This window comes from Arthrobacter sp. 7Tela_A1 (genome assembly GCF_049311065.1).
Taxonomy (GTDB): Bacteria; Actinomycetota; Actinomycetes; order Actinomycetales; family Micrococcaceae; genus Arthrobacter_B.
In genome coordinates this window covers 149,742-169,505 of record NZ_JAXIOO010000001.1, presented here as the reverse complement: position 1 = coordinate 169,505, position 19,764 = coordinate 149,742, and the positions used below count along the sequence as shown (strand labels likewise).

Below are 19,764 nucleotides of genomic sequence, written 5' to 3'. Positions count from 1 at the left end.
GTGACTCCGGCGGGCGGGTATCCGTGCCTCCCGGCGGCCGCCGTCCTACGATGGGTTCGCGTACCCGTTTATTGCCGCCAATCCATCGGAAGAGGCATTCCATGCATAAGGCCATTGTCGTCCCGAAAGCGGGCGGACCCGAAATCCTGCGCTATGAAAACGTGGATCTTCCGGTTCCCGGCCCCAACGAGCTGCTGGTGAAGGTCGCGGCCACGGGCGTGAACTTCATTGACACGTACCAGCGCAGCGGTGTCTACAAGATGGACTATCCCTTCATTCCGGGTTCCGAAGCCGCCGGCACCGTAGTCCAGGCGGGCGTGGACGTAGCCGCTTTCAGCGACGGGGACCGGGTGGCCACGGCCGAAGGCGGCGGGGCGTACTCCCAGTACATGCTCCTGGATGCATCCAAGGCCCTGCCCGTTCCCCGGGGCGTAAGCAGCGAGGTGGCTGCGGCCCTTCCCCTGCAGGGCATGACGGCGCATTACCTGTGCAACTCCACCTACCCCGTCCAGGCCGGGGAAACCGTCCTGACGCACGCCGGAGCCGGCGGCGTCGGCATGCTGCTGACCCAGCTGCTGAAGGCCAAGGGCGCCACGGTGATCACCACCGTTTCCACGGATGAGAAGGAAGCACTGGCCTCTGCGGCCGGTGCGGACCATGTGCTGCGCTACGACGGTTTCGCCGACCGGGTCCGCGAGCTGACGGACGGTCGCGGCGTGGACGTGGTGTTCGACGGCGTCGGGAAGGCCACGTTCGACGATTCTCTGGCCAGCCTGCGCCCTCGCGGAATGATGGTGCTGTTCGGCGGCGCGTCGGGCCAAGTGCCTCCGTTCGACATCCAGCGGCTGAACGCCCTGGGCTCGCTCTACCTGACCCGGCCGACCATAAGGGATTACCTGCTCAGCGCCGAGGAGCGCCAGTGGCGTGCGCGCGAGCTGTTCGAAATGGTGGAGGCCGGAACCCTGGATGTGCGGATTGGTGCAACCTATCCACTGGCCGACGCTGCCCGGGCGCATGAGGACCTTGAGGGCCGGAAGACGACCGGCAAGGTGCTGCTGGTTCCGTAGCGCCGGCCCGATTGTTGCCGTTTCCGTTCCCCTGGCGCTGCCTCGGGATTCGCTCCGCTTTGTGACAAACGCTCCGGTACGCCGCGGAGGGAATGCCACAAACGGGAGCGATCTGCACAAACCGGAGCGATCCCGATTCTCTCGACAGTGTTGCCATCCGCACCAACCCGTCATATCGTTTATCAATATTATTGACAATCGATATGGGGAATGATGACGAACGTGACGCACACCAGAAAACCGAAGTCCGTCCAGTTGGCGGTGATCTCGGTTTGGATCGTTGCTTGCCTCGCAGCACTCGGTAGTGCTGCGGAGGCATTCGTGACGATCTTCGGCCGGACTCCGTTGGCCTTCGGGGGTGCTGATCCGCGGGTGCAGCTCGTTATGCTCCCCCAAATCAATCAGGCGGAACTCCGTGAGGGTGCAGTTGGCTATCTGGTGGATATTCCGTTGTGGCTGCGCGTGCTGTGTGCGACCCCTGCACTGCTTTACATTGTCCTGGCACTGGTGGCCGCGTTCCTCATCGCGAGAGTCCTGCGGGAAATCTCTGCCGGACGGCCGTTCACAGCGCGGGTACGGAAGAATCTACTGGCCCTTAGCTTTCTCCTGATTGGAGCTGGGCTTCTGTACGGCACGCTCGACGCTACGGCAAACCGGGCCGTCTTTGAGGTGGCGAGCAATTTCGGCACCGAAGGTTTCCCGCTCGGCGCGGATTACGCAGTAATCAGCACCGACGCTCCCCGGTGGCCGTACTTCATGATCACCAGCGGCGTCGTTGGCCTGGCGCTCTCCAGCGCTTTCAAGGCAGGCGGACGGCTGCAGGAAGAGACGGACGGACTTGTCTGACATTCGGTCCGCTGCCGAGCCAGCCAGCGGCCACCGAGTGGTGTGCCATCTGGATAAGGTGCTGCTCCAGCGGGGAATGACGTTGACTGAGCTTTCAGTGCGGACCGGCATAACCATGGCAAACCTTTCCATCCTCAAAACGAACAAGGCCAAGGCCGTTCGGTTCACCACCTTGACAGCCGTCTGCGACGCTCTGGAAACCACGCCGGGCGAACTCTTCAGCATCGAGCCTCGGACTTGAAACTGTTTGTCAGCGTCTAGGCCCGCTGCCGGCTTGCCGGTTCCGCTCCACTTTGTGGCAATCGCTCCGATATGCCGCGGAGCGATCTGCACAAAGCGGAGCAGATCCGGGTTCTGTTGCCGGTTTGGGGGTTGCTGCCTGATCCAAGCGGCAGCAGAAGTGCGAACCGGTCGGATCTTCCTGAACCGGCAGCAGAATCACCGCGCATCCCCCGCCCCGTGTCCGATACCTCGGCTGCACTGCGGGCGCCGCGCGTTTGTGCGAGACTCGACCCCATGATGAGCGCACAAGGCCCGGATCGGGTCGCGCAGGTCGACGCCGTCAGCATCGCACTCGCCGCTGCCGGCATTCTGAGCGGCAACCTGCTCGGGCTGCCGCCCGACGCACAGGCGGCCCAGCTGATGCTGCTATTCACCGGGCTCGCCGCTGCCCTCCAGGTGATCAGGGACCGCCGGGCCGCCGCAAGACACGAAACCTTCCGCATATTCCAACCAACAGGCAAGCGCCTGGCGGGAACTCTGCTGTTGCTGGGAGTAGTCGTCGTCCCCGTAGCTCTTTACGTCAGCTCGATTCCGGGGCACGGTTGGATAGCGATCGGATATCTGCTGATTGGCATGGGAATGACCGCCCCGCTCCTGGTGGCGAACCGGAAAACCAGTTCGGCAGATCCCGTGGGCAACCGTCCTCACTGAAAGGCGGCAGGATTATGCAGTCGGACCCGGCGCAGGAGACCCTGGCCCAGCGCATCCGGCAAGGCCTTACCTCCCACCAAGACGTCCGGGAGAAAAACATGTTCGGCGGCGTGGCTTTTATGGTGGACGGACGTCTGACGGTGTCAGCTGGCCGGGACGGAGACCTGCTGGTTTGTGTGGATCCGGCGGATTACCGCGAGCTGCTCGCTGCCGGCGGCCAGCCCGCCTTCATGGGCGCGGGCCGGCCGATGGGCGAAGGATGGATAAACGTGCCCATGGACATCATCGCGGACGATGAAGCTCTGGACTGGTGGATCGCCGTCGGCCGTACCTCCCGCAGACCCTAGCAAAAACGCACAAAGCCCCGCCGGAAGTTTCCGGCGGGGCTTTGCGCTTTCAGGTGGAACTACCGCTGCACGGCACCAAAACGCTCGGCAGCCAGCGCGACGGCGGCGGCCCGGGATTCGGAGGCCTCGTCGGCGGTCAGTGTGCGGTCATCGGCACGGAAGCGCAGGGCGAAGGCCAAGGACTTGTGCCCCGGCTCGATGCCCTTGCCCGTGTAGACGTCGAACAGCGCGATGTCTTCCAGCAGATCGCCGGCACCTTCACGCAGGGTTTCCAGCACAGCCTCGGCCGGGATGTCTTCGCCCACAATGAGCGCCACATCCTGCGTGGTGGCCGGGTACGTGGAAATTTCCTTCGCCACGATCACGTCCGGTGCGGCGTCGAAGAGAGCATCGGCGTCGAGCTCCAGTGCCACGGTGCGGGCCGGCATGTCCCGGGCTGCGAGCAGCTTCGGGTGAAGTTCGCCGGCGTAGCCAATGGTTTCGCCGCTGCGCAGCGAGATCTTGGCAGTGCGTCCCGGATGGAAGGCCTGGTGTTCGCCCTGGCTGATCACCAGTTCGACGCCGAGCACGTCCCCCATGAGCCGGGCGGTGTCGACGGCGTCGGCCCAGTCCCAGGCGCGCGGGGTGTGGCCGGCGCCGGCGGGTGATTCGTGGCCGGTGAACAGCACGCCGATATGCAGCGGCTGGTCCGGAATGCCGTTGTACAGGCCGTCCAGGACTTCCTCTGACGGCTTGATGCCCAGCGGCGGAATCGACTCGGTGCCGTTCTGCTCACCGGGCAGGAAGACCAGTGCGGATTCGAAAAGCGCCAGGTCACGGAAGCCGCGCGAGAGGTTCCGCTTGGCGACGTCGAACAGGCCCGGCAGCACCGAGGTGCGCAGGTAGCCGAACTCGGCGGAGAGCGGGTTGGCCAGCTTCACGGCCGGACGTTCTTCGCCGGCGACCGGGGTACCAAAGGTGTTGTTGTCCGCTTCGGTGACGAAGGGGTAGGACAGCACCTCGGTCAGGCCCGACGCCGCGAGGGACTGCTGCAGGCGGCGCCTCTGCTGCTGGACGCGGGTCAGGCCGCGGCCGGGAGGAGCAACCGGAAGGGTGGAGGGGATCTTGTCGTAGCCCACCAGCCGGATGATTTCCTCGGTGAGGTCCTCGCGGGTTTCCAGGTCGGTCCGCCAGCTCGGGGGAATCACCCGGAAGCCGCCGTCGGCCTTTTCAACGTCTGCACCCAGGTCGGTGAGCGTGCCGGTGATCTGGTCCTCGGTGAACTCCAGGCCGATCAGCTTGGCGGGGAAGTCCGCGGGCAGGAAGATGCTGCGGGTCTCCGGTGCGGTGCCGGCGTCGGTGATGGACGCGTCGGCGGTGCCGCCGGCCAGTTCCACCAGCAGGTCGACGGCGCGCTGTGCCGCGATGTCCGCGACGTGCCAGTCAACGCCGCGCTCGAAGCGCTTGGACGCTTCGGACGGGAGTTTGTGGCGGCGGCGCGAACGGCCAATCGAGACTTCCTCGAAGTGGGCGGCTTCAATCAGCACGTTCTGCGTGGCGTCGGAGACCTCGGTGGCGTTTCCACCCATCACGCCGGCGATGCCAATGGCACCGGAGCCGTCAGTGATCAGCAGGTCTTCGGGGTCCAGCGTGCGGACCTTGTCATCGAGGGTCTTCAGGGTCTCGCCCGGGTTGGCGCGGCGGACCACGATTTCGCCGGTGAGCTTGTCCAGGTCGTAGAAGTGCAGCGGCTGGCCGAGCTCGAGCATCATATAGTTGGAGATGTCCACGACGAGGGAAATGGAACGCATTCCGGCCAGGCGCAGGCGTGAAGACATCCACGGCGGCGTCGGGCGGGTGGGGTCCACACCGCGGACGGTGCGGGCCACGAAGCGGTCGCAGCCGGCCTTGCCGTAGATCGGGGCTTCGTCGGCCAGGCGCACCGGGTACCCGGCGCCGTCGGCTTCCGGAACCTCCACCGTGGCGGCGGGGTCGGTGAACTTGGTGCCGGTGGCGTGGGCGTACTCGCGGGCAGCGCCGCGGATGGAGAAGACGTAGCCGCGGTCCGGGGTGACGTTGATTTCAGCAGCCTGGTCGTAGAGGCCCAGCAGCTCCATCGCGTCGGAGCCTACCTCGGGATCGAGTCCCAGGGTGGAGAGCACCAGGATGCCGTCGTGGTCTTCGCCGATGCCGAGTTCACGCACGGAGGCGATCATGCCGGCGGAGACGTGGCCGTAGGTCTTGCGCGGGCTGATCCGGAAGTCTCCGGGCAGCACGGCGCCGGGCAGGGTGACAACAACCTTGTCCCCAACCTCGAAGTTGTGCGCGCCGCAGACGATGCCCTGCACGCCGGACGGGTCAATGCCCTCGCCGGTCAGGGTCTGTTCGGCGCCTTCCGGAACCACTCGGACGGAGCACCAGTTAATGGTCTTGCCGTTCTTCTGCGGCTCGGGCTCCTTGGAGAGCACCTGGCCCACGACGATCGGGCCCTGCAGTTCGTCGGTGGGACGGTGGACGTCCTCTTCCTCCAGGCCAACCTTGACCAGCTCTGCCATCACGTCTTCGGCGGTTGCCTCCGCCGGTACCTGGGCGTACTCGCGCAGCCAGGAAAGTGGGATTCTCACTTAGATCTCCATCCCGAAGTGTTCGCTGAAACGTACGTCGCCTTCGATCATGTCCCGCATATCCGATACTTCGTTGCGGAACATGAGGGCACGTTCAATGCCCATGCCAAAGGCGAAACCTGAATAGACCTCGGAGTCGATGCCCGCGGCGCGCAGCACGTTGGGGTTGACCATGCCGCAGCCGCCCCACTCGATCCAGCGCGGGCCGCCCTTGGCGCCGGGGTGCCAGATGTCCAACTCGGCGCTCGGCTCAGTGAAGGGGAAGTAGTTCGGGCGCAGGCGCACCTTGGCTTCGTCGCCGAAGAGCACGCGGGTGAAGTGCTCCAGGGTGCCGACCAGGTCTGCCATAGTGAGGCCCTTGTCGATGGCCAGGCCTTCGAACTGGTGGAACACCGGGGTGTGCGTGGCGTCGAGCTCATCGGTGCGGAAGACCTTGCCGGGGCACAGCACGTAGATGGGCAGGTCACGCTCGAGCATTGAGCGGACCTGCACCGGGGAGGTGTGCGTGCGCATGACCAGGTGCGCTTCGGGGGGCTCCACGAAGAACGTGTCCTGCATTTCGCGGGCCGGGTGGTCCGGCTTGAAGTTCAGCGCATCGAAGTTGAACCACTCGGACTCGACTTCGGGACCTTCGGCGATTTCCCAGCCCATGCCTACGAAAATGTCGCTGACGCGGTCCTGCAGGGTGGAAAGCGGGTGGCGTCCGCCCATGCGGCGGCGGCGCGGGGCGGCGGTAACGTCGACGGCTTCCTCAACGAGGATCCGGGCGTCACGCTCGGCTTCCAGCTCCACGGTGCGGGCGGCGAGCGCCTGGTTGATCCGTCCGCGGGCCGGGCCTACAACCTTGCCGGCGGCGGCCTTCTGGTCCTTGGGCAGCGAACCGATCTGGCGGTTGGCCAGGGACAGCGGAGACTTCTCGCCGGTGACGGCGATGCGGACGTCCTTGAGGGCATCCAGGTCCGCTGCGGAGGCGATGGCTGCGAGCGCTGAATCGACGGCAGCCGCAATGGCTGACTCGTCGAGCGGATTGGGTGCCGCGTTGTCTGGGGAGTCCGTCCCCGGTATGGAATTCGACATGTACCGTTCTTACCTGTTTCCGGCCGTGTTGATGTGGGTGAAAGTAAAAGGGGTGCTGCAGGCAAAGGCACAAAGCCCGCGGCTACCAGTCTAACCAACTCGCGCGCCGCGCCCGGGCAGTGTGAAGACCTCCCTCCCTCGCCCGGGCGCCGGCACTTAGCATGGGTGCATGACGCAGGAGCAGCGGCGGCTCACCCGCACACAGTTAGTCCGCCGCACGCTCAACCTCGTGAACGGTTCGACGGCGGCCGGCCTGCTGGCTGCCCGGGTTGGCAGGGTGCGTGTGCGGCCCGGTCCCGGCGGACTGCTGCTCGCCGGCGGCTGGGAGCTGCCGCTCCCACGTGCCGCGGCCTTCACGGTGGGCAATGTGGTCCTGTACCGCTCCCGCGTTGCCCCGGCGTTCGACGTCGTACCTGCCTCGTCCCTGCTGCGCCATGAAGCGCGGCACAGCTCCCAGTACGCGGTGCTGGGGCTGGCGTTCCTGCCGCTCTACTTTGCCGCCGCGGGGTTCTCCAAACTGCGCACCGGGGACCCGGCGTCGTCGAACATCTTTGAGCTCCTGGCCGGACTGGCCGACGGCGGCTACCGGCCCCCTCCTTCTTCCCCTCATCGAGATGACAGAAAGTGCCCGAATAGGGGTGCCTAACGTGCAGTTTCTGCTATCTCGATGAGGGTGAGGGGTAGGCGCCCATTCGAACACATGTTCTAATAGGTGTCATGAGGTGGCAGGAACAGGAACCAAAAGCAGCGCCGTCCGCTGACGCGCTGCTCCCCCTGCAGGGCCTCGTCCGCTCGGTGCAGACACCGGGGTTCGCGGGCGTGACGTTCCATGAGGTCCTGGCGAAATCCGTCCTGAACAAGGTCCCCAGGACTTCTTCCATGCCCTTCGGCTGGACGGTGAATCCCTACCGGGGCTGCAGCCACGCCTGCGTGTACTGCTTTGCCCGCAAGACACACAGCTATCTGGATCTGGACACCGGCGCGGACTTCGACAGCCAGCTGGTAGTGAAGACGAACGCCGCCGAAGTGCTGCGGCGCGAACTGGCCCGCCCGTCCTGGCAGTATGAGCACGTGGCCATGGGCACCAACACCGACCCGTACCAGCGGGCGGAGGGCCGCTACAAGCTCATGCCCGGCATCATCCGAGCCCTGGCGGACAGCGGAACACCCTTCTCGATCCTGACCAAGGGCACCCTCCTGGCACGCGACCTGCCGCTCCTGGCCGAAGCAGCGCAGCAGACCAGCATCAGCATGGGGATTTCCCTTGCCCTGCTGGACCCCGACCTTGCGCACCGGGTTGAGCCGGGCACCCCGTCACCCAAAGCCCGGCTGGACCTGATCCGGCGTATCCGGGATGCCGGCATGGACTGCAACGTGATGGCCATGCCGATCCTGCCGTGGCTGACCGACGGCGACGAGTCGTTGGACGCACTCTTTTCCGCACTGGCCGACGCAGGCGCCACGTCGGTCACGGCCGGCGCCCTGCACCTTCGCCCGGGAGCGCGCGAGTGGTACCGGGAATGGCTCGCGCGCGACTATCCCCAGCTTTCGGCACGCTACGACAAGCTGTACGACGGCGGCACATATGCCGTCAAGGATTACCGCCAGTGGCTCGCGGGACGAATCACCCATTTCAAAAAGCGTCACGGGTTCGCCGGCAAGAACCAGTTCCTCGCCACCCGCGGCGCCGCCCGTTCGGTTCCGGTGACGGAGGCCGGTCACCCGGTTGCCGCGGGAACTCTTTTTTAGTTTCGCCGAGGTCTTGACCGGTGCCGCCGCGGGCCCTAAGGTACAACCAAATGGTTGTAGATGCGTTGTCAGATGAAACCGTGAACCGCCTGTTCCATGCCCTGGCGGACAGCACACGCAGGGACATCCTGCGCCGTGCGGCCGCAGGCGAACTGTCGGTATCGCGGCTGGCCGAGGCCTATCCCATGAGTTTCGCGGCGGTGCAGAAGCACGTCGCGGTCCTCGAAGCGGCAGGCCTGGTCTCCAAGGAACGCCGCGGGAGGGAACAGCTCGTGAGCACCGCACCGGACGCCGTCGACCAGGCACACCGCGCGCTGGACGCGCTGGCTGAGGCCTGGGAACGCCGGCTGAACCGGATGTCAGACCTGCTGCGGCAGGAAACGCCCGGGAACGGACCCCGGTAGAGGAGATCAGTCATGAGCGTGAAGAGCATCGACAAGGAATACGACACCCTGACCATCACCGCCCTCGCGGAGTTCGAGGCAGCTCCCGAACAGGTCTGGGAGCTGTGGGCCGACCCGCGGAAGCTCGAGCGGTGGTGGGGTCCGCCAACGCACCCCGCCACGGTTCCGCAGCACGACCTGACGCCCGGGGGCACGGTCACCTACTTCATGACCGGACCGGACGGCGAAACGTACCACGGTTGGTGGGAGGTGATCTCGGTCGAACGCCCGGAGAAGCTGCGCTTCCGCGACGGCTTTGCCGAGGAGGACGGCACCCGCCGGGACGACATGCCGATCTCCGACGTCACCGTCACCTTCGCTGCCCGGGACGGGGGAACGGTCGTTGAAGTCGTGACGGCATTTGCGGACCGGGAGCAGATGGAGGAACAGATCTCCATGGGCGCCATTGACGGCGTGGCCTGCGCCATGTCCCAAATGGACGCGATCCTCGCGGACGCCTGACCCGGCTTCCAGTGGCGGGGCCCACGGCTAGGCGGATCCTGCCGGGGGCTGACCCGCGGCCGCGCGAACCGCCGTGACGATCGGCAGGTCAGCCGGAATCCAGGGCAGCTCGGCAAGCTCCAGGGAATCCAGGCGGACCCAGCGCAGTTCGTCGTGGTCCTCAAGGGGCATCGGCTCCCCCGCTGTCACTTCCACCAACCACACCCGCATGGCGGCCTTCGGATTCAGGGGCCAGCCCTGGTCCAGCGGTCCGGCCACCTCGGCGCCCAGAACCACCTCAATGCCCAGTTCTTCGGTGAGCTCACGGTGCAGGGCGGCTTCGCAGGTCTCCCCCGGTTCAACCTTGCCGCCGGGAAACTCCCACATGCCGGCATAGGCTTCCGGGGCCGTGCGCCGAGCGGCCAGCAGGCTCCGCGGCTGGCCCAGGTTATCCACAATCGCGGCTCCGACTACCTGCTTCAGTTCTGAATTCGACACAGATCGAGTCTACGGTGCCCGCTGTCCTAGACTTGGAAGGAACGGCATCGTGGCCGTTTGGCCCCCGGCCAACGGCAGCCCCTGCTCCCGCGCTGGTCCCGGGCCCGCCAGACGCGACCGTGCTTTTCACGGCTCCGCGGCAACCGCTGATCCGAAAGCACCCCCGCACTTATGCCTTCCCTGCGCGTAGCGACGCCCAAAACCCGCAATGTTTCCCTGGCCATCACTGCCCTTGCCGCAGGTGGCTTCGCCATCGGCACCACCGAGTTCGCCATTATGGGACTGCTCCAGGAGATGGTCGCAGAACTGGGTGTCTCCGTCCCCGAAGGCGGGCACGTCATCTCCGCCTACGCCCTCGGCGTCGTTGTTGGTGCGCCTCTTCTTGCAGCCGCCGGAGCCAAGATGCCGCGCAAGTGGCTGGCCCTGGGACTGATGGCGTTCTTCGCCGTGGCCAATCTTTCATCCTTCATTGCCCCGGACTACGGGTGGCTGCTGGTCACCCGTTTCCTTTCAGGACTGCCGCACGGCGCCTTCTTCGGCGTCGCGGCAGTGATCGCCGCTTCCCTGGTGGCGCCTACCCGGCGCGGCTGGGCCATCTCCATGGTCATGCTGGGCTTGAGCATCGCCAACGTGATCGGCGTGCCGTTCGCCACCTGGCTGGGCCAGCAGGCGGGATGGCGCTGGATGTTCGTCCTTGTGGGGGCGATTTCCCTGCTGACCGTCGCCCTGGTCGCCCGGTTCGTTCCCTTCCAGGCCGCCCATCCCGAGGCAAGCATCCGGCGCGAGCTGAGTGCCTTGCGCCGGATGCAGATGTGGCTGGCGCTGCTGGTCGGCACGGTCGGTTTTGGCGGCTTCTTCGCCGTGTACACCTACATCTCCCCCACCATGACCGAGGTGGCGGGCTTCTCCATGGGCGTGCTGCCCCTGATCGTAGGGCTCTACGGTGTGGGTCAGGTGGTCGGCAACATCGTGGGCGGCCGGATTGCGGACAAGTCCGTCATGGGCAGCATCTACGCTGTCCTCGCCGGAACCGTCCTGATCCTGGCCATCTACGCGTGGGGCGTCCAGTACAAGGCCAGCGCCATTGTGCTCGTCTTCCTGGTCGGAGCCATCGGCTCAGCACTGACGCCGGCTCTGCAGACCCGGCTGCTGGATGTCTCCCCCGGAGCCGCGTCGCTGGCATCTTCCCTGAACCACGCCGCCCTGAACATGGCCAACGCCCTCGGCGCCATGGCCGGCGGCCTCGTCATTGCCTGGGGCTGGGGCTTCCAGTCCCCGGCGATCGTCGGTGCCGTACTGGCACTGATGGGGCTGGGTGTGGCGCTGCTCAGCGGCGCCCTGGACCGCCGTCAGCCGGCTCACGAAGCCGGGAAACAGGGCGCCGCGAAAGACGAAGCAGGGGCCCTGGATGCGTCCACCGGCGCGGAGATCCAGCGCTAGGAAGGATTAGCGGTTCTGTGCCCGCGCGGAAGCGTAGAGGCACACTGTTGCTGCCGTTCCCACGTTAAGGCTTTCAGCCTGCCCGTACACGGGGACGGCGACGCGAAAATCCGCTGCTGCAAGTTCAGCTTCCGACAAGCCCTGGGCTTCGTTGCCGAAAAGCCATGCCGTCTGGTTCTCGAGCCGCGGCCCTGATGTGCCCTCTCCTTCAGCACCGGGTGCCAGCCGGCGCACGGCGGACTCATCCTGCAGCGCATCGAGATCCTGGCTGCCGTACCCGTCCGCGGCCAGGATGGTGATGCCGCCCTGACGCAGCGCGGCGGCGAGTTCTGCGAACTCCACGCCGGAGACAACAGGTAAGTGAAAGAGGGAGCCAACGGTGGAACGCACGGCCTTGGGATTGTGGATGTCCACACTGGAAGCCGTCAGGACGACGGCGTCAGCGCCGGCGGAATCTGCGGCGCGCAGGATGGTGCCCGCGTTGCCCGGGTCACGTACCTCGCACATCACGGCGATCAGCTTCGGCCCGGCTGCGAGCACATCCTGGAGACTCGGCGACTGTATTCTGCAAACGGCCACGATTCCCTGTGGCGACACTGTGTCCGCCATGGCAGCGAGGACCTCGTCTGTTGCCAGCCGCAGCGTTGTCCCGGCTGCGAGGCCGGCCAGTTCCGGCAGCCGCTGAAGGCAGGCCTCAGTGGCATACGCCTCGACGACGACGCCGGGCAGGCCCGCCTCCACGGCATGACGGTGCGCCACAAGCGCTTCACGGACTGCCTGCGGACCCTCAGCCAGGAACAGTCCGGTCTTTAAACGCGCCGAACGCCCCGCCAGCTTCGCTGCTTCCTTCACCCGATCGGCTCGGGGATTGGACATCAGCGGCGCTGGGGAGCGTCCGGCGTCAAACATGTTCAGCAGGTACCGAAATTAGCCCTGGAACTTCTGGCGGTTTTCGCCGCCAGCGGGCTCCAGGCCAGCAGCCTTGGCGGCTTCCACGGAGTTGAACCAGTACTCGGGTACGGTCTGCTCGTACCAGGTCGAACCCGGAACGTGGTACTTGCCGGTCGTGGCGCCCTTGATGACGTAGCCCTCGGGAGCGTCACCTTCGGAAGCCTTGAAACCGCCGTCGACAACCGTTGCGGTTGCAGCCGGAGCGGACTTGGCTGCAGCCTTGGCCGGTGCGGACTTGGCAGCCGGAGCTGCGGCGACGGCCGGAGCCGAGGTGTCGGACGGCAGGGCGTCCTTGGCAACCTGGACCAGGGTGGCGAACGCATTGGCGTCGTTCACGGCGAGTTCGGCCAGCATACGGCGGTCAACCTCGATCTCAGCTGCCTTCAGGCCCTGGATCAGACGGTTGTAGGTGAGGCCGTTGGCGCGGGAAGCAGCGTTGATGCGCTGGATCCACAGGCGACGGAAGTCACCCTTGCGCTTGCGGCGGTCACCGTAGCTGTACACATACGAGTGCAGCAGCTGCTCTTTGGCCTTGCGGACCAGACGCGAACGCTGTCCGCGGTAGCCCTTGGCGCGCTCGAGGATAACCCGACGCTTCTTATGGGCGTTAATCGCCCGCTTCACACGTGCCACGTGCGTACTCCTTAGAAATATGTCCCGCGCACTTCTTCTGTGTGCAATGGCCTGAATGAGGCCACGGGGAAACTAGATGGTTTGCGGAGCAGTCCTTGGCGAACCGCGCCTGGGGGAAGGATCGGCTACTTGCCGAGCATCTTCTTGATGACCTTGGCCTCGCCCGGGGTGACGATCTTGTCACCGGCGAGACGGCGGGTCAGGCGGGAGGACTTGTGCTCCAGGTAGTGGCGGCGGTTAGCCTGCTGGCGCTTGAGCTTGCCGGTACCGGTCAGCTTGAAGCGCTTCTTGGCGCCACTGTGGGTCTTCATCTTCGGCATGACTACCGATCTCCTTTTGGTTTCCGCGGGACAAGCCCGCGGGGATATGGGCACCTGTAAACAGGTGTCAGGGTTTTCCTAGGGACGCCTGGGCGTACTTAGCGGTGTTGTGCTGTGCCTACTCCGCAGTGCCAGGCTATTTCTGGCCGGCTCCCGGAGCGGGTGCCTTGCCAGCAGGCTTGGATGCAGCAGGCTTAGCTGCTGCAGCAGGCTTGGGCCGGGCAGCAGGCTTGGGCGCGGCCGGCTTGACGGCCGTCGGCTTCGGCACTGCCATCGGCTTGGGCGCCTCGGCCGGCTTAGCTTCTGCCGGCGCCTTGGCTGCAGGCTTGGCGGCCTGGGCCGGCTTTGCCGCAGCAGCCTTGGCAGCTTCCTCGGCGCGGCGGGCATCGGCAGCAGCCTTGTCCGCAGCAGCCTTGGCAGCCTGTGCTGCTTTCTCCTTCTCAGCTGTTTCCTTCTCAGCGCGGGCCTTGTCGGCCTCTGCTGCGGAGGAGCCAAGACGCAGTCCGTCCGGCAGGAGGTCTGCCAGGCTCTGCGTCATCGGGGCCTTGTCGGCGCTGGTGTCAACCCGTGCCGGAGCCTCGCCGTTCTTGGCAGCTTCGTTGGCGGCCTTTGCCTCGGCGCGCTGGGATGCGCGGCGGGCTTCAGCCTTGGCTTCAGCCTTGTTCTTGAGGGGGCCGATGACCATGACCATGTTGCGGCCGTCGATGCGGGGGCTGGACTCAACCACACCCACCTCTGCGACGTCCTCTGCGAACTTCTGCAGCAGGCGGATACCCATTTCAGGCCGCTGCTGCTCACGTCCGCGGAACTGGATCATAGCCTTGACCTTGTCACCCGCGCCGAGGAAGCGCATGGCATGGCCGCGCTTCGTCTCGTAGTCGTGGGTGTCGATCTTCAGCCGGAAACGAATTTCCTTCAGGACCGTGTTTGTCTGGTTCTTGCGTGCCTCACGGGCCTTGACTGCGGCTTCGTACTTGTACTTGCCGAAGTCCATTAGTTTGCACACCGGCGGCTTGGCCTGCGGTGCTACCTCAACAAGATCCAGGTCGGACTCCGCTGCCAGTCGCAGGGCGTCCTCTATCCGGACCACACCTACCTGTTCCCCAGCCGGTCCTACCAACCGCACCTCAGGGACACGGATCCGATCATTGATTCTTGGCTCGCTAATGTTGCAGCTCCTGTTTGACTCAAAACGGCTACCGCCTGCAAATGAAGAAGGCCCCCAATTGCACGCGCAATCGAAGGCCTCGAAAGGTCAGCCGGCACCGGATATCCGGTGCTCTTTCCGGCGGCATCCGAAGATGCTGCCCGGGAAGGGCCGACCTGAACCCGGCAACTCTGATCCTGTCCGTAGACTGGTTTTATCAGGCTGACGCGGGTGGGAGAGTCTCCGCTTGCATACCGGCTGAACACTTGAAAAAGCAGCTCACCGCAATGTTTCCATTGGTGCTCCCCGGAGGAAGGTGCGAGCTGCCGTAAATAACGTCAACCGGTCGGTCTGTGACAAGCTTACCAGTATGAGTACCCCACAGAGCAATCCGGCTGGCGAATCTGCCCGCCACTCCTTCCCTGGAACCTCAGAGGAAGCCCATTCACACGAGTCAACTCCCGTTTCATCCCAGGTCCGGGACATTGCCGAAGTAGCTGCGGTCGAAGTGATCACCACCGCCGCCGTCCACCTCATGAGCGCCGCCGCCGTGAAATGCGGACTGGCTGAGGGTTCCGATGCCGAGGACCTTAAGGACCTTGACGAGGCGCGCAAGCTGATCACCGCACTTGCCGGATTCGTCACGGCTGCTGCTCCGGAAATCGGCAGCCAGCACGCCCGTCCGCTGCGGGACGGTCTCCGTTCCCTGCAGCTGGCCTTCCGCGAGGCTTCCCTGGTTCCGGACGCGCCGGGCCAGGGCCCGGGCGAGAAGTTCACGGGTCCGGTCAACTAAGCACGTCCCGCCGCATAGCCAAAGAGCCCGGAGAGGCATCTCTCCGGGCTCTTTCCCTGTCCGGAAGAATCTAGACGCGGGCCGTTCGCTTGGCTACCAGGGCGCGGGCTCCCAGCGTTATCAGGACCATCAGGATCGCCGCTGTTCCGGCGAAAGCAAATCCGGAGGCAGGGCCAATCGTGTCGATGGCCGCACCCGCCAGCGGAGCCCCTATGGCAGTGCCGGTGGTGAGTGCCGAGCCGTACCATCCCATGGCTTCACCGCGGCGCTCCTCCGGAACCAGGTCAGCCACACGCTCGGACGCGGCGGAAAGCAGCGGTGCGCAGAGCAGTCCGCCGGGAATGGAGAGCAGCGCAAGGCTCAGTGTGTCGGTCGCCAGGGACATGGGAAGTGTCAGGACAGCCATGCCCAGCAGCAGGAGCATGGGAGAAATCTTGCGGTTCATTGCTCCGTACACCAGACCGCCGACCAGCGAGGCAGCGCACCAGACGGCGAAGACAATGCCCAACTCCCCCGGCTTCCCCGTGGACTCCACCATCGCCACAATGCCGACGTCGCTGCTGGCCAGGAGCACTCCGGCACCTGCGGCAACCACGAACACCACGGCAACGCTCAGTGTCAGCCAGGAGAATCCGGCAGAGAAACGGTGCAGGATTCCTCCTCGCGCCGGATCCTCGGCCTCCGCCTGTTCGGCGGCAGCCTGCGCCAGTTCCACGGCCGGTTCCCGAAGGTGGGCAGGAGCAGCGGTCACGACGGCTGCAGTGGCTGCTTCGACGTCGTGTTCAGGAAGGGCGCCGGTGGCAGCGGAACGTGTAGGCGGGTTGAACCACATCAGGAAAAGCCCCGCGGCCGCGGTCGAAAGACCAACCAGGGTCAGGCCGACCATAGTCGAAAGGGACGTAGCCAGGACTGCGCCTACCGCCGGGCCGCCCATGAACACGATTTCGGTGGCAATGGAGTCCAGGGTGAAGGCCGTGCGCCGTTTGTCTCCGGTCGCGAGGACACCCAGGGACTGACGGACAACACTGAAGACGGGAAGCGTGAACAGTCCGCCGATGAGTGCCAGCACCAGGAGCCATTCGTAGCTCACGTGCGGGGCAACAGACCAGATCACCGCCTCGGAGATCACGGACGGAATCAGTGCGCGGCGAAGTCCCGCGTTGTCCACGCGCCGTCCTCGCCACGGTGCGCCGACGGCGATGCCAATGGTGACCAGGGCAGCCACAGCTCCTGCAGCGGCATATCCCTTATCCAGGGTCAGGACTACATGGAGGGTCAGCAGGACTCCGGCAGCGGCGTGCGGAAAACGGGCCAGCATGCCGACAAGGAGCAGCCGACGGACCGGGACGATGGAGAGCAGATCCCGGTAGACGCTAAAGTTCACAGCACTTCTCTTCTAGCCTTGCGGCCGGTCAGCGCGTGATTTTCAGTTCCAGTGAATCAACGCGCTCAACGAATTCGGGGTGGGCGGCCAGGCGCTGCTGCAGCGCGGCCGCGACGGCTTGGACACCGGAGGCATCCAGCCCGGGTGCCAGCTGGAGCGTCACCCGCAGCTCGGGTCCGGATCCTCCGCCGGAGACCAGAGTACCGCCTGCTGTCCGCGACGCCACTCCCGACCCTGCCGAGAGCTGCACCTGCCGGACGGCGGGTTCCTTGGCCGCTGCCTCAGACACCAGGCCGGGAAGGGACTGGTCCGCGTAGCACGGCACCCATTTCCGCTGCTGGGCCAGCGCCCACATGGCTGGCCGCCGCACTACGAAGGTGACGTCGCTTCCGGGATCGATGACAAGCAGCTGGGCCTCTTCCGAGACCGCCGAGAGCGCGGCCCGCGGCGCGTAGACGGCCACAGGACGTGCCTTGGGATGCCAGCGGGCCAGCGAATCCACGGAGGAGAACACCGGCAGGGCTTTCCGTCCGTCGGGTGCCGTCAGCGTCACCAGGGCAAGATCTGCTTCCTTGTCCGCAGCCAGCCCGTGGGCGGATTCTGCTTCTTCCCCCAAGGTCGCAACGATGGCGACGTAGACCCGGGCAGTGGCCAGTGAGGCGACCACGTCGGCTTCGCTGCCCTCCCCGGAAACCAGTGCCGCCGCAGCGGCCGTGTAGCCCGCGTCGGGCTGCCCGTCGTCCTTGTCGAACTGGTGGAGCGGGTTGCCCTCCCCCTCCAAGCTGCGTCCGGCCCAGGGCTGACCTGCGGAGTCCGTAGCGCCCCCGGCCCCGGCGAGGGCGGCAGCGATGTGCCCGGGCAGTTCACGCTTGGCCATGGCTGCTAGCGCTCCGGGTGCCCTGCGACGTCGAAAGCCTGCGGCAGGGTGAAAGCCCCGGCGTACAGTGCCTTGCCCACAATGGTGCCTTCCAGGCCCAGCGGCACCAGTTCGCGCAGCGCGGCAAGGTCATCGAGGCTGGAGATGCCGCCGGAAGCGACGACGGGGCGGTCGGTGCGTGCCAGCACGTCGCGGAGCAGATCCACGTTGGGTCCGCGCAGTGTGCCGTCCTTGGTGACGTCGGTAACGACGTAGCGCGGGCAGCCGGCGTCTTCCAGGCGGGCGAGGACCTCCCAGAGATCGCCGCCGTCCTTGGTCCAGCCGCGGGCAGCCAGCGTGGTGCCGCGGACATCCAGGCCGACGGCGATTGCGTCGCCGTAGCGGGCAATGGCGCCAGCGGTCCATTCCGGGTTCTCCAGGGCAGCAGTGCCCAGGTTGACTCGGCTCGCACCTAGCTCCAGTGCCTTTTCGAGCGAGGCATCATCGCGGATGCCACCGGAGAGCTCCACCTTAATGGACAGTTCTTCCACCACGCGCTTGAGCAGCGGCAGGTTGCTGCCGCGGCCGAAGGCTGCGTCAAGGTCCACCAGATGCACCCACTCGGCGCCGTCATTCTGCCAGGCCATGGCGGCGTCGAGCGGATCGCCGTAGCTGGTCTCGCTGCCGGCCTCGCCCTGGACCAGGCGTACGGCCTGGCCGTCAGCCACGTCCACGGCGGGGAGGAGTTCGAGAATGGGGGTTTCGATGAGCGGCATGGTTCTGCTTTCAGTAACGGTTCCGGCCTAGAGGCCGTAGGTAAGGAGGTAGGCACCGAGCAGGGACATCCCTGCCAGGACCCAGAAGCTGATGCTGACGAACCGGGGAAGGCCCTGCCTGCGGAAGGAGATTGCTCCGCCGATCAGCAGGCCGGCGAGGCCCATGAGGACAACACTCCACACGGCCTAGCCCAGGCCCTTCAGCCAGTTTTCGAGCAGGGCGGCGCCGGCGTCCCCGGACTTCTCCGGGTGGAACTGGGTTGCGCTAAGCGGCCCGTTCTCCACGGCAGCCACGAAGCGCCCGCCGTGATCTGCCCAGGTCACCAACGGCGGGTGCATCGCCGGCTGGGTAACGTCGAAGTCCCACTTCTGCACGCCGTAGCTGTGCACGAAATAGAAGCGCTCATCCTCGATCCCGGCGAACAGCCTGGATCCGGCCGGGGCTTCTACGGTGTTCCAGCCCATGTGCGGCACCACGTCGGCGGCCAGGCGCTCGACAGTGCCAGGCCACTCGCCCATGCCCTGGGTGCGCACGCCGTGCTCCACGCCTTCCTCGAAGAAGACCTGCAGTCCAACGCAGATGCCCAGGACCGGGCGCCCGCCGGCCACCCGCCGGCCGATCATCCGGAGCGCGTCCACGTCCTTAAGGCCCTGCATCACCGAGGCAAAAGCTCCGACGCCGGGTACCAACAGGCCGTCCGCCTCCAGCACATCGGAGGACTTCGCACTCAGCGTGACGTTGGCGCCAACCCGTTCCAGGGCGCGCACTGCGGAGTGGATGTTCCCGGACCCATAGTCCAGGACCGTGACGTTGGGCTTGCTCACAGGGCCCCCTTCGTGGAGGGAATGCCCTCGACACGCGGATCCGGTTCCACGGCAGCGCGCAGCGCGCGGGCGAAAGCCTTGAACTGCGCTTCGACGATGTGGTGCGGGTCGCGCCCGCCCAGGACGTTCATGTGCAGGCAGATCTGCGCGTGCAGGGTGACCGCTTCGAAGACGTGGCGGGTCAGGGAACCCGTGAAGTGCCCGCCGATCAGGTGGTATTCCTGCCCGGCCGGTTCACCGGAGTGCACCAGGTAGGGGCGCCCGGAAATGTCCACGACGGCGTTGGCGATCGCTTCATCCAAGGGAACGGTGGCTTCACCGAAGCGGCGGATGCCGGCCTTGTTCCCCAGGGCGGTCTTCAGCGCCTCTCCGATGCTGATGGCAACATCTTCCACGGTGTGGTGGACATCGATGTGGGTGTCGCCAGCGGCCTTGACCGTGAGGTCGATCAGCGAGTGCTTCGCCAGCGCGGTGAGCATGTGGTCGTAGAACGGAACCGACGTGCTGATGTCGGAACGGCCGGTGCCGTCCAGATCCAGTTCTACAAGCACGGATGATTCGCTGGTGGTCCGCTCAAGGCGGGCGGTGCGGCCGGTGGCGGTCTCCACGGTCATGAAAGTTCCTTTGGAAGAAGT

Annotated in this window: 24 protein-coding genes; 11 read left to right on the top strand and 13 right to left on the bottom strand. The window is 65.8% G+C overall.

Annotated features, from left to right (window positions below):
• The first annotated feature begins 101 nt into the window (after positions 1 to 101).
• From TVB01_RS00840 to TVB01_RS00820, 5 genes are all read left to right on the top strand, one after another.
• Positions 102 to 1,067, top strand: coding sequence for a quinone oxidoreductase family protein (locus tag TVB01_RS00840; RefSeq protein ID WP_422453356.1), 966 nt, complete (start codon positions 102 to 104; stop codon positions 1,065 to 1,067).
• Positions 1,068 to 1,289: 222 nt separating this feature from the next.
• A complete protein-coding gene (locus tag TVB01_RS00835; protein ID WP_422453354.1) occupies positions 1,290 to 1,913 on the top strand; it encodes a hypothetical protein in 624 nt (207 codons plus the stop codon).
• Positions 1,914 to 1,950: 37 nt separating this feature from the next.
• On the top strand, positions 1,951 to 2,154 hold the full coding sequence (locus TVB01_RS00830; RefSeq protein WP_321164372.1) for a helix-turn-helix domain-containing protein: 204 nt from the start codon (positions 1,951 to 1,953) through the stop codon (positions 2,152 to 2,154).
• A 275-nt stretch (positions 2,155 to 2,429) separates the two neighbouring features.
• Entirely contained in the window at positions 2,430 to 2,846 is a 417-nt protein-coding gene (locus tag TVB01_RS00825) for a hypothetical protein (protein WP_422453352.1), read from the top strand.
• Positions 2,847 to 2,860: 14 nt separating this feature from the next.
• Entirely contained in the window at positions 2,861 to 3,193 is a 333-nt protein-coding gene (locus tag TVB01_RS00820) for a TfoX/Sxy family protein (protein WP_422453350.1), read from the top strand.
• Positions 3,194 to 3,252: 59 nt separating this feature from the next.
• On the opposite strand, the gene pheT is transcribed toward TVB01_RS00820, so the two are convergent.
• Both pheT and pheS read right to left on the bottom strand, forming a co-directional pair.
• The gene (gene pheT / locus TVB01_RS00815) at positions 3,253 to 5,796 is read right to left on the bottom strand and encodes a phenylalanine--tRNA ligase subunit beta (protein ID WP_422453348.1); all 2,544 of its coding nucleotides are present in this window, start codon (positions 5,794 to 5,796) and stop codon (positions 3,253 to 3,255) included.
• Entirely contained in the window at positions 5,797 to 6,873 is a 1,077-nt protein-coding gene (gene pheS / locus TVB01_RS00810) for a phenylalanine--tRNA ligase subunit alpha (protein ID WP_422453347.1), read from the bottom strand.
• 169 nt (positions 6,874 to 7,042) lie between these two features.
• On the opposite strand from pheS, the gene TVB01_RS00805 reads away from it, so the two are divergent.
• The 4 genes from TVB01_RS00805 to TVB01_RS00790 all read left to right on the top strand — a co-directional run bounded on the left by TVB01_RS00805 (position 7,043) and on the right by TVB01_RS00790 (position 9,527).
• Positions 7,043 to 7,519 (top strand): hypothetical protein, encoded by a 477-nt coding sequence (locus tag TVB01_RS00805; RefSeq protein ID WP_422453345.1) that lies wholly within the window; start codon positions 7,043 to 7,045, stop codon positions 7,517 to 7,519.
• Between the two features lie 71 nt (positions 7,520 to 7,590).
• Positions 7,591 to 8,622 (top strand): Rv2578c family radical SAM protein, encoded by a 1,032-nt coding sequence (locus tag TVB01_RS00800; RefSeq protein WP_422453344.1) that lies wholly within the window; start codon positions 7,591 to 7,593, stop codon positions 8,620 to 8,622.
• Positions 8,623 to 8,672: 50 nt separating this feature from the next.
• On the top strand, positions 8,673 to 9,026 hold the full coding sequence (locus TVB01_RS00795; RefSeq protein ID WP_422453343.1) for an ArsR/SmtB family transcription factor: 354 nt from the start codon (positions 8,673 to 8,675) through the stop codon (positions 9,024 to 9,026).
• Between the two features lie 12 nt (positions 9,027 to 9,038).
• Positions 9,039 to 9,527 (top strand): SRPBCC family protein, encoded by a 489-nt coding sequence (locus tag TVB01_RS00790; RefSeq protein WP_422453342.1) that lies wholly within the window; start codon positions 9,039 to 9,041, stop codon positions 9,525 to 9,527.
• Positions 9,528 to 9,554: 27 nt separating this feature from the next.
• Here TVB01_RS00790 and TVB01_RS00785 read toward each other — a convergent pair whose 3' ends face one another.
• On the bottom strand, positions 9,555 to 10,004 hold the full coding sequence (locus TVB01_RS00785; RefSeq protein ID WP_422453340.1) for a (deoxy)nucleoside triphosphate pyrophosphohydrolase: 450 nt from the start codon (positions 10,002 to 10,004) through the stop codon (positions 9,555 to 9,557).
• 171 nt (positions 10,005 to 10,175) lie between these two features.
• Between TVB01_RS00785 and TVB01_RS00780 the strand changes: the two genes are divergently transcribed.
• Positions 10,176 to 11,444 (top strand): MFS transporter, encoded by a 1,269-nt coding sequence (locus tag TVB01_RS00780; RefSeq protein WP_422453339.1) that lies wholly within the window; start codon positions 10,176 to 10,178, stop codon positions 11,442 to 11,444.
• A 6-nt stretch (positions 11,445 to 11,450) separates the two neighbouring features.
• Here the strand turns inward: TVB01_RS00780 and TVB01_RS00775 are convergent, their stop codons facing one another.
• The 4 genes from TVB01_RS00775 to infC form a co-directional block, all read right to left on the bottom strand.
• Positions 11,451 to 12,353 carry a TrmH family RNA methyltransferase gene (locus TVB01_RS00775; RefSeq protein WP_422453337.1) on the bottom strand — a complete coding sequence of 301 codons (903 nt, stop codon included), beginning with the start codon at positions 12,351 to 12,353 and terminating at the stop codon, positions 11,451 to 11,453.
• A gap of 18 nt (positions 12,354 to 12,371) precedes the next feature.
• The gene (gene rplT / locus TVB01_RS00770; protein ID WP_422453335.1) at positions 12,372 to 13,028 is read right to left on the bottom strand and encodes a 50S ribosomal protein L20; all 657 of its coding nucleotides are present in this window, start codon (positions 13,026 to 13,028) and stop codon (positions 12,372 to 12,374) included.
• Positions 13,029 to 13,153: 125 nt separating this feature from the next.
• Positions 13,154 to 13,348 (bottom strand): 50S ribosomal protein L35, encoded by a 195-nt coding sequence (rpmI, locus tag TVB01_RS00765; protein ID WP_055240480.1) that lies wholly within the window; start codon positions 13,346 to 13,348, stop codon positions 13,154 to 13,156.
• Positions 13,349 to 13,484: 136 nt separating this feature from the next.
• The gene (infC, locus tag TVB01_RS00760; RefSeq protein ID WP_422453333.1) at positions 13,485 to 14,474 is read right to left on the bottom strand and encodes a translation initiation factor IF-3; all 990 of its coding nucleotides are present in this window, start codon (positions 14,472 to 14,474) and stop codon (positions 13,485 to 13,487) included.
• Between the two features lie 391 nt (positions 14,475 to 14,865).
• Between infC and TVB01_RS00755 the strand changes: the two genes are divergently transcribed.
• The gene (locus tag TVB01_RS00755; RefSeq protein WP_422453332.1) at positions 14,866 to 15,288 is read left to right on the top strand and encodes a DUF1844 domain-containing protein; all 423 of its coding nucleotides are present in this window, start codon (positions 14,866 to 14,868) and stop codon (positions 15,286 to 15,288) included.
• A 70-nt stretch (positions 15,289 to 15,358) separates the two neighbouring features.
• Here the strand turns inward: TVB01_RS00755 and TVB01_RS00750 are convergent, their stop codons facing one another.
• The 6 genes from TVB01_RS00750 to hisB are packed head-to-tail and all read right to left on the bottom strand — an operon-like array spanning position 15,359 to position 19,743.
• Complete coding sequence (locus TVB01_RS00750; protein WP_422453330.1) at positions 15,359 to 16,672, bottom strand: MFS transporter; 1,314 nt, start codon at positions 16,670 to 16,672, stop codon at positions 15,359 to 15,361.
• Between the two features lie 28 nt (positions 16,673 to 16,700).
• Complete coding sequence (locus tag TVB01_RS00745; RefSeq protein ID WP_422453329.1) at positions 16,701 to 17,549, bottom strand: SseB family protein; 849 nt, start codon at positions 17,547 to 17,549, stop codon at positions 16,701 to 16,703.
• 5 nt (positions 17,550 to 17,554) lie between these two features.
• Positions 17,555 to 18,304, bottom strand: coding sequence for a bifunctional 1-(5-phosphoribosyl)-5-((5-phosphoribosylamino)methylideneamino)imidazole-4-carboxamide isomerase/phosphoribosylanthranilate isomerase PriA (priA, locus tag TVB01_RS00740; protein WP_422453328.1), 750 nt, complete (start codon positions 18,302 to 18,304; stop codon positions 17,555 to 17,557).
• 27 nt (positions 18,305 to 18,331) lie between these two features.
• Complete coding sequence (locus TVB01_RS00735; RefSeq protein WP_227894779.1) at positions 18,332 to 18,487, bottom strand: hypothetical protein; 156 nt, start codon at positions 18,485 to 18,487, stop codon at positions 18,332 to 18,334.
• Positions 18,488 to 18,490: 3 nt separating this feature from the next.
• On the bottom strand, positions 18,491 to 19,129 hold the full coding sequence (hisH, locus tag TVB01_RS00730; protein WP_422453326.1) for an imidazole glycerol phosphate synthase subunit HisH: 639 nt from the start codon (positions 19,127 to 19,129) through the stop codon (positions 18,491 to 18,493).
• Positions 19,126 to 19,743 (bottom strand): imidazoleglycerol-phosphate dehydratase HisB, encoded by a 618-nt coding sequence (gene hisB / locus TVB01_RS00725; RefSeq protein WP_422453325.1) that lies wholly within the window; start codon positions 19,741 to 19,743, stop codon positions 19,126 to 19,128. The genes hisH and hisB overlap by 4 nt, the downstream gene beginning before the upstream one ends.
• Positions 19,744 to 19,764 lie beyond the last annotated feature (21 nt).

What these genes read in the sequence shown, in the direction of transcription:
- TVB01_RS00820 (WP_422453350.1), top strand. Translation starts at nt 2,861, where the DNA reads ATGCAGTCGGACCCGGCGCAGGAGACCCTGGCCCAGCGCATCCGGCAA.
- hisB (WP_422453325.1), bottom strand. Translation starts at nt 19,743, where the DNA reads ATGACCGTGGAGACCGCCACCGGCCGCACCGCCCGCCTTGAGCGGACC.
- rpmI (WP_055240480.1), bottom strand. Translation starts at nt 13,348, where the DNA reads ATGCCGAAGATGAAGACCCACAGTGGCGCCAAGAAGCGCTTCAAGCTG.
- pheS (WP_422453347.1), bottom strand. Translation starts at nt 6,873, where the DNA reads ATGTCGAATTCCATACCGGGGACGGACTCCCCAGACAACGCGGCACCC.
- TVB01_RS00825 (WP_422453352.1), top strand. Translation starts at nt 2,430, where the DNA reads ATGATGAGCGCACAAGGCCCGGATCGGGTCGCGCAGGTCGACGCCGTC.
- TVB01_RS00790 (WP_422453342.1), top strand. Translation starts at nt 9,039, where the DNA reads ATGAGCGTGAAGAGCATCGACAAGGAATACGACACCCTGACCATCACC.
- TVB01_RS00745 (WP_422453329.1), bottom strand. Translation starts at nt 17,549, where the DNA reads ATGGCCAAGCGTGAACTGCCCGGGCACATCGCTGCCGCCCTCGCCGGG.
- TVB01_RS00805 (WP_422453345.1), top strand. Translation starts at nt 7,043, where the DNA reads ATGACGCAGGAGCAGCGGCGGCTCACCCGCACACAGTTAGTCCGCCGC.
- TVB01_RS00775 (WP_422453337.1), bottom strand. Translation starts at nt 12,353, where the DNA reads ATGTTTGACGCCGGACGCTCCCCAGCGCCGCTGATGTCCAATCCCCGA.
- TVB01_RS00755 (WP_422453332.1), top strand. Translation starts at nt 14,866, where the DNA reads ATGAGTACCCCACAGAGCAATCCGGCTGGCGAATCTGCCCGCCACTCC.
- TVB01_RS00780 (WP_422453339.1), top strand. Translation starts at nt 10,176, where the DNA reads ATGCCTTCCCTGCGCGTAGCGACGCCCAAAACCCGCAATGTTTCCCTG.
- TVB01_RS00795 (WP_422453343.1), top strand. Translation starts at nt 8,673, where the DNA reads ATGGTTGTAGATGCGTTGTCAGATGAAACCGTGAACCGCCTGTTCCAT.
- priA (WP_422453328.1), bottom strand. Translation starts at nt 18,304, where the DNA reads ATGCCGCTCATCGAAACCCCCATTCTCGAACTCCTCCCCGCCGTGGAC.
- TVB01_RS00840 (WP_422453356.1), top strand. Translation starts at nt 102, where the DNA reads ATGCATAAGGCCATTGTCGTCCCGAAAGCGGGCGGACCCGAAATCCTG.
- TVB01_RS00800 (WP_422453344.1), top strand. Translation starts at nt 7,591, where the DNA reads ATGAGGTGGCAGGAACAGGAACCAAAAGCAGCGCCGTCCGCTGACGCG.